13 protein-coding genes are annotated in these 11716 nt (G+C 70.8%); 6 read left to right on the top strand and 7 right to left on the bottom strand.

All coding sequences use genetic code 11. The features are described 5' to 3' along the window. Positions 1 to 61 precede the first annotated feature (61 nt). Positions 62 to 757, bottom strand: coding sequence for an ABC transporter ATP-binding protein (locus IG04_RS0115145; RefSeq protein ID WP_030477280.1), 696 nt, complete (start codon positions 755 to 757; stop codon positions 62 to 64). Next, complete coding sequence (locus IG04_RS0115140) at positions 754 to 1842, bottom strand: ABC transporter permease (RefSeq protein ID WP_030477279.1); 1089 nt, start codon at positions 1840 to 1842, stop codon at positions 754 to 756. The genes IG04_RS0115145 and IG04_RS0115140 overlap by 4 nt, the downstream gene beginning before the upstream one ends. Before the next feature lie 171 nt (positions 1843 to 2013). On the opposite strand from IG04_RS0115140, the gene IG04_RS0115135 reads away from it, so the two are divergent. From IG04_RS0115135 to IG04_RS0115125, 3 genes are read left to right on the top strand one after another with little or no spacing between them, the layout of a single operon-like run. Further along, positions 2014 to 3222 (top strand): sensor histidine kinase, encoded by a 1209-nt coding sequence (locus IG04_RS0115135; RefSeq protein ID WP_030477278.1) that lies wholly within the window; start codon positions 2014 to 2016, stop codon positions 3220 to 3222. Then, positions 3219 to 3854 (top strand): response regulator, encoded by a 636-nt coding sequence (locus tag IG04_RS0115130; RefSeq protein WP_030477277.1) that lies wholly within the window; start codon positions 3219 to 3221, stop codon positions 3852 to 3854. Before IG04_RS0115135 ends, IG04_RS0115130 begins: the two co-directional genes overlap by 4 nt. 31 nt (positions 3855 to 3885) lie before the next feature. Then, a complete protein-coding gene (locus tag IG04_RS0115125) occupies positions 3886 to 4275 on the top strand; it encodes a MerR family transcriptional regulator (RefSeq protein ID WP_338043533.1) in 390 nt (129 codons plus the stop codon). 6 nt (positions 4276 to 4281) lie between these two features. On the opposite strand, the gene IG04_RS0115120 is transcribed toward IG04_RS0115125, so the two are convergent. Together IG04_RS0115120 and IG04_RS0115115 are read right to left on the bottom strand one after the other, a co-directional pair. Next, positions 4282 to 5199, bottom strand: coding sequence for an NADP-dependent oxidoreductase (locus tag IG04_RS0115120; protein WP_030477275.1), 918 nt, complete (start codon positions 5197 to 5199; stop codon positions 4282 to 4284). Positions 5200 to 5288: 89 nt separating this feature from the next. After that, the gene (locus IG04_RS0115115) at positions 5289 to 5726 is read right to left on the bottom strand and encodes an Lrp/AsnC family transcriptional regulator (protein ID WP_030477274.1); all 438 of its coding nucleotides are present in this window, start codon (positions 5724 to 5726) and stop codon (positions 5289 to 5291) included. A gap of 160 nt (positions 5727 to 5886) precedes the next feature. Here IG04_RS0115115 and pdhA point away from each other — a divergent pair, with 160 nt between their 5' ends. From pdhA to IG04_RS0115100, 3 genes are read left to right on the top strand one after another with little or no spacing between them, the layout of a single operon-like run. Then, the gene (gene pdhA, locus IG04_RS0115110) at positions 5887 to 6963 is read left to right on the top strand and encodes a pyruvate dehydrogenase (acetyl-transferring) E1 component subunit alpha (RefSeq protein WP_030477273.1); all 1077 of its coding nucleotides are present in this window, start codon (positions 5887 to 5889) and stop codon (positions 6961 to 6963) included. Beyond that, positions 6963 to 7961: an alpha-ketoacid dehydrogenase subunit beta gene (locus tag IG04_RS0115105; RefSeq protein WP_030477272.1), complete on the top strand. Its 999-nt coding sequence runs from the start codon at positions 6963 to 6965 to the stop codon at positions 7959 to 7961. The genes pdhA and IG04_RS0115105 overlap by 1 nt, the downstream gene beginning before the upstream one ends. Then, complete coding sequence (locus IG04_RS0115100) at positions 7958 to 9199, top strand: dihydrolipoamide acetyltransferase family protein (RefSeq protein ID WP_030477271.1); 1242 nt, start codon at positions 7958 to 7960, stop codon at positions 9197 to 9199. Before IG04_RS0115105 ends, IG04_RS0115100 begins: the two co-directional genes overlap by 4 nt. 72 nt (positions 9200 to 9271) lie before the next feature. Here the strand turns inward: IG04_RS0115100 and IG04_RS0115095 are convergent, their stop codons facing one another. The 3 genes from IG04_RS0115095 to IG04_RS0115085 all read right to left on the bottom strand — a co-directional run bounded on the left by IG04_RS0115095 (position 9272) and on the right by IG04_RS0115085 (position 11686). After that, entirely contained in the window at positions 9272 to 10288 is a 1017-nt protein-coding gene (locus tag IG04_RS0115095; protein ID WP_245816173.1) for a hypothetical protein, read from the bottom strand. Positions 10289 to 10317: 29 nt separating this feature from the next. Next, a complete protein-coding gene (locus IG04_RS0115090; RefSeq protein ID WP_030477269.1) occupies positions 10318 to 10872 on the bottom strand; it encodes an RNA polymerase sigma factor in 555 nt (184 codons plus the stop codon). 121 nt (positions 10873 to 10993) lie between these two features. Next, positions 10994 to 11686, bottom strand: a complete 693-nt coding sequence (locus tag IG04_RS0115085; protein WP_030477268.1) for a GntR family transcriptional regulator — start codon at positions 11684 to 11686, stop codon at positions 10994 to 10996. Between the last annotated feature and the right edge of the window lie 30 nt (positions 11687 to 11716).

Genomic DNA, 11716 nt, shown 5'->3' with positions numbered 1-11716 from the left:
ACAACGATCGGATAAACCAATCCGGGAGGCGTCCATTCGCGGATCGCCTTCACCGCGCGCATCACCCGTTCGAGTGCGTTGGCTTCAGCGGGAGCCGGAGGTGTCCGTCGTGGACTTCGGCGACCTGATCGACCGAGGTCAGGTGGGCACGGTCGTGAGTGACCAGGACGGTGGCGGTCGCCTGCCGGTGCGTGAGGCGGGTGATGAGGCCGATGATCGCGGCGCCGCGGTCGTGGTCGAGGGCGCTGGTGGGTTCGTCGACCAGGAGGACGGTGGGGTCGTTCATCAGCGCGCGGGCGATGTTGACGCGCTGCCGCTGGCCGCCGGAGAGCTGGTGGGGGCGGCGTCCTGCCTCGGCGGTGAGGCCGACGTCGTCGAGTAGTTCCATCGCCCGGCCGCGGGCCTTGGCCGGAGAGCGGCCGTCGATCTGGGCCATGACCTGAAGCTGTTCGACCGCGGTCAGGGATGGCAGCAGGCTGGGTTGCTGAAAGACGATGCCGATCTTGTGGCGGCGCAGGTCGGTGAGTTCGGCACGGGTCATGCCGGTCGTGGTGATGCCGTCGATGGTGACGACGCCGGCGTCGGGAGTGATGAGGGTGGCGGCGACGGCCAGCAGGCTGGACTTGCCGGAGCCGGACGGGCCGATCACGGCGGTCAGGCTGCCCAGGGGGACGTCCAGGGTGACGCGGTCGAGAGCCGTCAGGCGGGAGTCACCGTCGGGGTAGGTGAGGGTGACGCCGGTCAGGTTCAGGCTCATCGAGCACTTCCCAAGGCGGTCAGCGGGTCGACGGCGGTGATGCGGCGGACGGACAGGGCAGCCCCCAGTGCGCCGAGCAGGATCATCACGGCGGCCGGGACGAACACGGTGGCAGGGGTCAGGACGAAGGGCACGGCCGAGCCGGAGACGACGGCGCCCAGGGTCGCGGCGAGGGCAGTGCCGGCGAGCGTGCCGCCGACGAGCAGGACGACGGCTTGCCCCAGAGCGTCCTTCAGCAGGCCGGCCGTGGTAGCCCCCAAAGCCTTGAGAACGGCGATGTCGCCACTGCGCTGGATTGTCCAGACCGTGAAGAAGGCGCCGATGACCAGCGCGGAGATGGCGAACAGGAAGCCGCGCATCAGTTGCAGGGAACCGTTTTCGGACGTGTAGGAGCCGATTGCGGACAGCGAGTCGTCCGTGGAGACGGTTTTCGTGCCCAGGACCTGATCCGTGGCCGCGACGTCGACGTCGGAGGTGGTGGTCAGGGCGATCACCGTCGCCACCGGACTGTCGCCGATGTCATTGGGGGGCGCGGTCTTCCTCCAGACGTCGAGGCTGGTCCAGATGACCGGGGTGTGGCTGAAGAAGGCGTCGCCTGCCACGGCGGCCACCGTCAGCTGGAGCCCCGCGAGGGTGAGGCTGTCGCCGGGCAGTACTCCCAGCTCCTCGGCGGCGGTGGTGGACAGCACCACCGAGCGCTCGTCGAGTTCGCCGCTGTCCGGTGCCAGGGTGGATCCGGGCAGGACGCCGAAAACGGAGACCCCGGTGCTTCGGTCACCGGCACCGGCCTTGGTGGTGGTGATGCCCAGCGGTTCGGCGCCGGTGACGCCGGGAGTCGCGGCCCACCGCTGCCACTGCGTCTCACTGACGGTCGAGTTGGCGTACGACAGGTCCTGACCGCCACCGGGCGCGGCGAAGGCGATCCGGTCGGCGGGCAGTCCGGTGATCGCGGAGACGTTCTGCCGGCCCAGCCCGGCGGTCAGTCCGGACAGCAGGCCGACCAGCAGGGTGATCAGCACGACGACGGTCCCCATCAGGGCGAAACGTCCCTTGGCGAACTTCAGGTCTCTCCAGGCAACGAACACGACTGCGGCCTGTCCTCTCTGAGGATGGATTCGGTGTGCTTCCACAGTCGCCGCCGACCGCCCTGTGGAGCATCTGCCCCGGGACAGCACTTCCCTGGCCGTAAGGCGGCACGCCGGTTCTATCTTTCGATGGAGGCGCCGCGGGACCTGTCTCCGTAGCCTGGAGTCACTGTGAACGCCGCCGCCCTGACCCCGACCAGCCGAGTGCTCGACTGGTGCCTGCACCTGCTGGTCGCCGGCCTGCTCGCGCTGGCGGGCGGCCGGGCCGTGGCCGACGGCAGGGCGCAGGCCGGACTGGTCGTGGCGGTGTCTGCGGTGTGCGCGCTGATCTACGCGGCCGGGCCGCTGCTGCCCCGCATCCGTACCTCACGCCGGGCCGCCGCCGGCTGGCTGGCGGCCCTGAGCGCGGCGTGGCTGGTGCTGATGGCCCTGACCCCGGACGGGGTGTGGGTCGCCTTCCCGCTGTACTTCCTCCAGCTCCACCTGCTGCCCCGCAGGGCAGGGCCGGCCGCCGTCGCCGTGACCACGCTCGCCGCGATCACCGCCTTCGCCGCCCACCAGGGCTCGTTCAGCCCGGCCATCGCGCTCGGCCCGGCCCTCGGCGCCGCGGTCGCGGTCGCGGTCGTCTGGGGATATCAGGCCCTCTACCGGGAGAGCGAACACCGCAGGCGCCTGATCGACGAACTCACCGCCACCCGCGCTGACCTAGCCCAAGCCCAGCACACCGCCGGGGTCCTGTCCGAACGCGAACGCCTGGCCCGCGAGATCCACGACACCCTCGCCCAGGGGCTCTCCAGCATCCAGCTGCTGTTGCGTGCCGCCGGACGGGCACTGCCAGACACCGCGGTCAACGCCGCCCGCTACGTGGAACAGGCACGCCAGGCCGCGGCGGACAACCTCGCCGAAGCCCGCCGCTTCGTCGCCGGCCACACACCGCCCGCGCTGGACGACACCACGCTGGCCGGCGCGCTGGAACGCCTGTGCGCCGGCACCAGCGCCCGGCACCAGATCACGGCGCACTTCCGGCCCACCGGCGAGCCGGTACCGCTGCCGACCGCACACGAGGTCGCCCTGCTCCGCATCGCCCAGGCCGCCCTCTCGAACACCGTCCGCCACGCCCACGCCGCCACCGTCGAGGTGACCCTCAGCTACCTCGGCGACCACATCGCACTCGACGTCGTCGACGACGGCACCGGATTCGACCTCGATCACCTTCCCGGCCGCGACCCCGAGCGCGGCGGTTTCGGACTGGCGGCCATGCGAGCTCGCACGCAGGCGCTCGGTGGCGCACTTACCATCGAATCCGCCCCCGGCCAGGGCACCGCTCTGGCCGCCCAGCTCCCCCTCGACCCGCCCGCCGAAACCGAGGGCCACTCGTGACCGACGCCCCCATCCGCCTGCTCCTGGCCGACGACCACCCCGTGGTGCGAGCCGGGCTCCGCGCCGTGCTGGAGACAGAACCCGGCCTCGACGTGGTCGCCGAGGCCGCGACCGCCGAGGCCGCGGTCGCCCGTGCCGCCGAGGGCGGCATCGACGTCGTGCTGATGGACCTGCAGTTCGGCGCCGGCATGAACGGTGCCGAAGCCACCGCCGCGATCACCAGCCGGCCGGGTGGCCCACGCGTCCTCGTCGTCACCACCTACGACACCGACGCCGACACCCTGCCCGCCATCGAAGCCGGAGCCACCGGCTACGTCCTCAAAGACGCCCCGCCCGAGGACCTGGCCGCTGCCGTGCGCACCTCCGCCGCCGGACGCACCACCCTGGCCCCCACCGTCGCCGATCGGCTCATGAACCGGCTGCGCACACCCGACACCGCTCTGACCCGGCGCGAGACCGAGGTCCTCGTCCTCGTCGCCGAAGGCCTGTCGAACCGGGCTGTCGCACAACGGCTTCACCTCACCGAAGGCACCGTCAAGTCACACCTGGCACGGATCTACACGAAGCTCGGGGTCGACTCACGCACCTCCGCCGTCGCCAACGCCACCGGCCTCGGTCTCATCCGTCGGTGACACAGAGGAACCAGGGCCTAGGCTGGGTGGGGTGACCACGACGTCTCTCGCCACGACGATGAAGATCGGCGAACTGGCCCGCCGGACGGGGGTCAGCGCCCGCTCCCTGCGGTACTACGAGCAGCAGGGCCTGGTGCACAGCACGCGGTCCGCCGGCGGGCAACGGCACTACGCGGCCACGGAGGTCGGGCGCGTCGAGATCATCCGGCGGTTGTTCGACGCGGGCCTGAACAGCAAGGTGATCGCCCGGTTGCTGCCGTGCGTGGACAGCGACGACAAGAACGTCGCCGAGGACGCTTTCACCGCGATGCTGGGGGAACGCGACCGGCTGACCGCCGGTATCACGCAGCTCGTCGAGGCCAGGGCCGTCCTCGACGAGCTGATCGAGATCAACACCCGGTACCGGGCGGGTGCCGGGTGAACGCGGTCACAGGCTCAGGTCGATGACGACTTTGCCCGTGGCGTGCAGGGACTCGACGAGTGCCAGCGCCTCCTGCGCCTGGGCGAGCGCATAGGTCCCCGTGATGTGCGGGTCCAGCCGCCCGGTGACCATGAGTTCGGCGACGCGTTCGAGACCCCGCCGGTCCAGGCGGCGGTGGACCACCACGCCGCCGAGTTCGGTCACCGACGGGTCCCCGACCGAGACGAGCTTCGCTCCCAGCGGGGCGACCTCGCGCAGTGACTCGCCGCCGACGGTGTCGGCCACGGCGTCGAAGCCGTTCGGGGCGTGCGCGCGGAGCCGGTCCACGACGTCGCCCTCGGTGTAGTCGACGAACGTCGCGCCGGTGGCCGTGACGAGGTCCCGCTTCGCCGCGCCGGCCGTGCCCGTCACGACCAGGTTCCGGTCCCGTGCGAGCTGGGCGAGCGCGATGCCGACGCCACCGCCGATCCCGTTCACCAGCAGCGACGCCCCGGCGGGCAGGCCGAGCTGGTCGAGCACGTCCAGCGCGGTGGTGCCGGCGACGGGGATGGTCGCCGCCCAGGTGTCCGGCAGCGCGTCGGGGATGCGGGCCGTGGACTCGCCCAGCAGCAGCGTCGTTTCCGCGTACGTGCCCGCACCGGTCAGCGCGAACCCGGTGACCCGGTCGCCGACGGCCAGGCCGGTCACGTCGGCACCTACCTCGAGAACGGTGCCGGCCGCTTCCATCCCCAGGACCTGAGGAAAGGGCAGATGGCCGTTCAGGGCGGCGGCGTGCCCGGACCGCAGCTTGTGGTCGAGCGGGTTGACCCCCGCGGCCGTCACGCGGACGAGAACCTCGGCGGGACCCGGCGAGGGGACCGGCCGCTCGAAGAAATCCTGCACTTCGGGACCGCCGAAAGCCTTGTAGCCCAACGCCTTGCTCATCGAGAACAGCTCCTTCACCGTCGTGCCGTGGACGGTTCGACGCTATTCGTTGACACCGGTGTCAGCTTCTACCCGATGTGACAGGCGACTCAGTTGCCGGCGTCCTCGAAGATCAGGAACGTCTTGGTCGACAGGACGCCGGGAATCGTCTGCAGCTGCTCGAGCACGACGCGCCGCAACGCGTTGTTGCCCTCCGCCCTGACGAGCAGCATCACGTCGAACTCGCCGCCCATGAGCGCCATGTGCCGCACCTCGGGGATCGCGCGGAGCTGCGTCTGCAGGTCGCGCCAGTTGTTCTGCCGCACCGTCATCGCCACGTAGGCCGACGTCGTGAGCCCGACCTTGACCGGGTCGACGCGCGCGGTGAAGCCGGTGATCACCCCGTCGGCCACCAGGCGTTCGAAGCGGGCGTAGGCGTTCGCGCGCGAGATCATCACGCGTTCGGCCAGGGCACGCCCGGACAACCGGCCGTCCGCCTCCAGTTCACGCAGGATCCGGCGGTCGATCTCGTCCAGCTCCGTGTCCACGTGTCTCGCTCCTCAGGTCAAATGCACGAGATGCCGAGCCAACTGGACCTGCTGAATCGGAGCAGTTGACCAATCGTCTCGCTCTCTCGCGCGGATATGGCCGAATGGCCACGACTCTAGGCAACATTCGGACCAACTGAAACTGCTCGCGGAGGTGCGGATGAGTGCCGGTCAGCTCAAGGCGGCCATCACCCCGGCCCGGTGGCTGGACGAGTCCGGGCGCCTGGTCCGGGGTACGCCGGCGCCCGACGCCGAGGCTCTGCTGGAGGGGTACCGCAGGCTCGTGTTCGCGCGCAGGCTGAACGAACAGGCCGGGGCGCTGGTCCGCCAGGGACGGCTGGCCGTGTACCCGTCGTCGCGTGGTCAGGAGGCCTGCCAGGTCGCGTGCGCGTCGGTGCTCGCGGACGGCGACTGGTTGTTCCCGACCTACCGCGACACCGCCGCCATCGCCGCCCGCGGGGTGGATCCGGTCGAGGTGCTCACCCTGCTGCGCGGGGACTGGCATTGCGGCTACGACCCGATGCGGCACAAGGTCGCCCCGCAGGCGACACCGCTGGCGACCCAGCTGCCGCACGCGGTCGGGGTCGGTCACGCGGCGCGCCTCAAGGGCGAGGACACGGTGGTGATGGCGCTGTGCGGAGACGGCGCGACCAGCGAAGGCGACTTCCACGAGGCCTGCAACTTCGCCGCCGTCTTCCGCGCTCCTGTGGTGTTCTTCGTGCAGAACAACAAGTACGCGATCTCGGTGCCGCTGGCCCGCCAGTCCGTCGCGCCGTCGCTCGCGGTCAAGGCGATCGGGTACGGCATGCCCGGCGTGCGCGTCGACGGCAACGACCTGCCGGCCCTGGAGAAAGTGCTCGGCGAGGCCGTCGCGCGAGCACGTGCGGGTGAGGGACCGACGCTGGTCGAGGCCGACACCTACCGGATCGAGTCCCACACCAACGCCGACGACGCCAGCCGCTACCGCACCGATGACGAGGTCGCGGACTGGCTGCCGCGTGATCCGCTCCTGCGGGTGCGGACCTACCTGACCGGGATCGGCGCGCTCGACGACGACCACGAACGGGAGATCGCCGCCGCCGCGGAGGCGATGGCGGCAGCGGTCCGGACCGGCGTCAACGCCGAGTCGACCGCCGACCCCGAGGAACTGTTCGCCCACGTCTACGCCACCCCCACGCCGCAGCTGGCCGGACAGCGTGCGGCTCTGCGGGCCGAGCTCGACTTCGAGGAGGCGTGATGAGCTCCGCGACGACCCCGAAGATGACCATGGCGCAGGCGATCAACACCGCGCTGCGGGACGCGATCGCCGAGGACGACTCCGTCGTCGTGTTCGGCGAGGACGTGGCCCAGCTGGGCGGGGTGTTCCGCGTGACCGACGGACTGCACCGGGACTTCGGTGAGAACCGGGTGTTCGACACCCCGCTGGCCGAGTCGGGAATCGTCGGCATGGCGGTGGGAATGGCCATGAACGGCATGCGCCCGGTCGTCGAGATGCAGTTCGACGCCTTCGCGTACCCGGCCTTCGAGCAGATCGTCAGCCACGTCGCGAAGATGGGCAACCGCACCCGCGGCAGGGTGCGGCTGCCCATCGTCATCCGCGTCCCCTACGCCGGCGGGATCGGCGGTGTGGAGCACCACTGCGACTCGTCCGAGGCCTACTACGCGCACACGCCTGGCCTGACCGTCGTCGCGCCGGCCACCAACGCCGACGCCTACGGCCTGCTGCGCGCGGCGATCGCCAGCCCTGACCCGGTGATCTTCCTCGAACCCAAGAAGCACTACTTCTCGAAGGAGGAGGTCGACGTGTCGGCCGCCGTCCCGCCGATCGGGCGCGCGGTCGTCCGGCGCCCCGGCAAGGACGCCACGCTGATCGCCTACGGCCCCTCGGTGCCGGTGGCACTGGCCGCCGCCGCGCAGGCCGCGACCGAGGGCCGGGACCTGGGAGTGGTCGACCTCCGGTCCATCGTCCCGTTCGACGACGAGACCGTGTGCGCCGAGGTCCGCCGGACCGGCCGGGCCGTGGTGGTCGCCGAGGCACCCGGTTTCGCCTCCGTGGCCTCCGAGATCGCGGCACGGGTGGGAGAGCGCTGTTTCCACCACCTGGAGGCGCCGGTCCGCCGGGTCACCGGGTTCGACGTGCCCTATCCCCCGCCGAAGCTGGAGCGCCACTTCCTGCCCGGCGTGGACCGGATCCTGGACGTCGTCGACACGCTGCAGTGGGAGGACGCCGCATGAGCTCCCAGGTGTTCGAGCTGCCCGACCTCGGCGAGGGACTGACCGAGGCGGTGCTGGTCCGGTGGCTGGTCAAGACCGGTGACGCGGTCGCCGTGGACGAGCCCGTCGCCGAGGTCGAGACGGCCAAGGCGATGGTCGAGGTGCCCTCCCCGTTCGGCGGTGTGGTGGCGCGGCTGCACGGAGAGGAAGGCGCCACCCTCCAGGTGGGCTCCCCGTTGATCTCGGTCGACGCCGTGCGGTTGGAGACCTACGTCGAGGAGGAACGCGCCGGTTCCGGCAACGTCCTGATCGGCTACGGAACCTCCGAGGCGAACACGTCCCGCCGTCGGCGGAAGGTCGTTCCCCGCTCCGCCGTGCGGTCGCCGGCGCGGAACGGGGAACGCCCCGCCGTGCAGTCGCCGATCGTGCGCCGCCTCGCCCGCGACAACGGCGTCGACCTCCAGGCGCTGACCGGTACCGGACCGGATGGCCTGATCACGCGCCGCGACGTCGAAGCCGCCTCCGAACCGGTGGTCGTCGTGAGCGACGTGGACCAGCGCACGGGCTTGCCGATCCGCACCCGCGTGCCGTTGACGGGCCTGCGCAAGGCGGTCACCGCGACCTTGACCCGCAGCCGCACCGAGATCCCCGAAGCGACGACCTGGGTGGACGTCGACGCGACCGCGCTGCTGGAGCTCCGCGCCGATCTGAAGGAAACCGGTGCGGCACCAGGGATCCTGGCCATGATCGCCCGCTTCGTCGTGGCAGGGCTCGCCCGCTTCCCCGAGCTGAACTCCCGGGTCGACACCGAACGCGGCGAGATCACCCACCTCGACGGCGTCAACCTCGGTCTCGCGGCGCAGACCGGCCGCGGCCTGGTGGTCCCGGCGATCAAGGACGCGCACCGCCTGAGCATGCGCGGTCTCGACGCCGAGATCCGCAGGCTCACCGCCGCCGCCCGCGAGGGAACCGCCACCGCGGCCGAACTGAGCTCGGGTTCGTTCACGCTGAACAACTACGGCGTGCTCGGGGTCGACGGCAGTGCCGCGATCATCAACCACCCCGAGGTCGCGATCCTCGGCATGGGCCGGATCCTGCCCCGGCCGTGGGTGGTCGGCGGTGACATCGTGGTGCGGCACATCGTGCAGCTGTCGCTCGTGTTCGACCACCGCGTGTGCGACGGCGGCACCGCGGGCGGCTTCCTCCGGTTCGTCGCCGACTGCGTCGAAGCTCCGGCGTCGGCGATGGCGGACCTGTGAAGGACTCCGCCGGACAGTGACAGTCCTAAGAGGACCAAGGCGCGCGCGCCTTGGTCCTCTTAGGACTGAAAATCAGATCTTGCCCACCACCACGTCGGCGAGGTTCACGCGCGACGACTTGTAGTTCGTCACCGAGGGCTTGCTGTCCGATCCCGCCGCCGGGATGACCTCGGAACGGATCGGCAGGCCGTTGTCGGCGTTGACGGTCAGCACGTGCGTACCGGTCCCGCCCTGCAGGGAGGGACCCGCGGTGAGGGTCAGCGCGGACTGGCCCTCGGCGTCGGTCTTGCCGATGGAGACGTCCTTGATCGTGGCGAGCAGCTTCAGCACGCCCGAGCGGACCTCGGCGTTGGCCGCGCCGATGAACAGCGCGTACGTGGTGTTGCTCCACAGGGTGTTGTTGACGCCGTCCTCCAGCTCCTTGCCGGTCGGGCGCGGCTTGGGCGGGTGCACCGGCAGGCCCTTCATGCGGTAGACCTCGGCGGTCGCCTCCTGGCGCTGCGCCCACGCCTTCTCCTGCTCGGCGGTGCTCTGGCCGAGCGCCCAGCCGGTGGGCGAGGCGTTGACGATCGCGTTCTTGGCCTTCTCCACGTCGCCGTTCGCGGCGAGGCGGGCCGCCGCCATCACCTTCGCGTCGAACTCGGTGGCCTGGTTCTCCCCCTTGGCGACCGAGGCCGACACGGTCTTCGCCGAGTCGCCGTGGAAGGTCTGCCCCTTGTCGGTGTAGATGGTGTAGAAGACGTACGGCGAGTTGTCCGGCGCGGTCGTCGAGCGGATGATCAGCGACGCGTCGCCGGACACTGCGCCCGCCGCCTTGACGTCGGAGGCCAGCTTCACCAGCGGGGAGTCGACCACCTGCGGGGCAGCGACCGGGGACCCGGCCGGGACGGTGCCGCCCGTCGTGCCCATCACCACCGCCGTCGCCACGGCTGCCGCGCCGACGGCGGCGATACCGGCCTTGGGCCAGGAGAACCAGCGCTTCGGTCGCACGACCGTGGCGGTGGGCTCGGCCATCGCGGTGCTCAGCGCCGTGCGAGCACGGTTGTACGCCTCAGGGCGTGGGGATGGCACGTCACGCATTTTCTTCATCAGATCCATCTCATCCATGGGGTGTCTTTTCACGTTGTCGGGACTTGCAGCAGCGCGACGACCTCTGGGGCGTCGCGCAGTGCCTTGCGCGCCTGGTGCAGCAGACGACGGGCCGTGCCCGCCGGCATGTCGAGCGCCCGTCCTGCTTCGGCGACCGTCAGGTCCTCCCAGGCGACCAGGCCCAGCACTTCGCGCTCGTCCGGCTTGAGCCGTGCCAGTGCCTGCCGCAGCAGTGCCTGCGTGTCCACGCGGGCGTCCACTTCGGGCCAGGGATCCCACTCGTTCGCCAAGCGGGTGATGTCCGAGGCCGGCTCTTCGGCCGGTTCGGACCGCCAAAGCCGCCGCAGCCTGTTCAGCGCGACGCCGTACAGCCAAGGCCGGGCCTCGGGGTACGAGCGGTCGTAACTCGCCCGCGACTCGAAGGCCGCCACCCACACCTCACCGAGCACGTCCTCGGCGGTCTGACGTCCCACTCGGCGCGCGAGGTAGTTCCCGATCGCGGTCTCGTGCCGGCTGACCACTTCGACGAAGGCATCGGTGTCTCCGCTCAGCGATCTGCCGATCAGTTCCGCGTCTGACGACATGAAGCTCCTCGGGTTTCGCTTCGCCTTACACCCCGTCTTTGCCAACGCGCGCCGAAACCGTTCAGGTTGCTTGGGGGTTGACGAAAGCGCAGGTGGAGGAGCTGCGCGAGAAGGCAGGCGGCTAGGCCTGTGCCCGCATTCGCCTGAGCAGGTGCTGCTCGGCGACGTCGAAGTACTTCCGCAGCGCCTCTTCCGCCTCGCTGACGGCACCGCGGTCGGCGAGTTCGAGGATGTCGCGGTTGAGCTGCACGTAGTTCTCGTAGAACTCGCGCTGGTCGCCCATGTGGTGGAACACCAGGCGCATCTCCGCGAGCAGCCGCCGCACCTCCTCGTCGAGGCGGGCGCTGCCTGCCAGGCCGGTGATCGCGAGGTGGAACCGCACGTTGCCGGTGGCGACGTCGCTCCAGCGCTCCGCCCGCGCCGATTCCCGCTGGAACCGCACGGCGTCGCGCACCGCCTGGCGCTTCTCCTCCGGCGCCGTGGGCCACGCGGTGAGCGCACCGCCCTCGATCACCCGCCGGGCGGCGTAGAGGTCCACGATGTCCGCCGCGTCGGGCGTGCGTACGAAGACACCTCTGCTGTGCTCGTGCACCAGCAAACGTTCGCGCGTGAGGAGCCTGAACGCTTCTCGCAGCGTGTTGCGTGCGACGCCCAGTGCGGTGCGCAGTGCTTCCTCGGACAGGCGGGTGCCCGGCGGGAGGTCGCCCTCCATGACGCGGGTCCGGACGAAGTCGGCGACGCGTTCCGCCGTGCTGACCCGGCCGAGCGCGTCGCCGTCGGCGGTCAGTGAGGCAAGCCAGTCCGCGCCCGTCATGCGATCACTTTATGGGCTCGAGGTGGTCGT

Origin of the sequence: Lentzea albidocapillata (genome assembly GCF_000719115.1) — a bacterium.
Classification (GTDB): Bacteria; Actinomycetota; Actinomycetes; order Mycobacteriales; family Pseudonocardiaceae; genus Lentzea; species Lentzea albidocapillata.
Note: the sequence above shows the minus strand (reverse complement) of the source record. Positions and strands in the feature narration are given on the sequence as shown.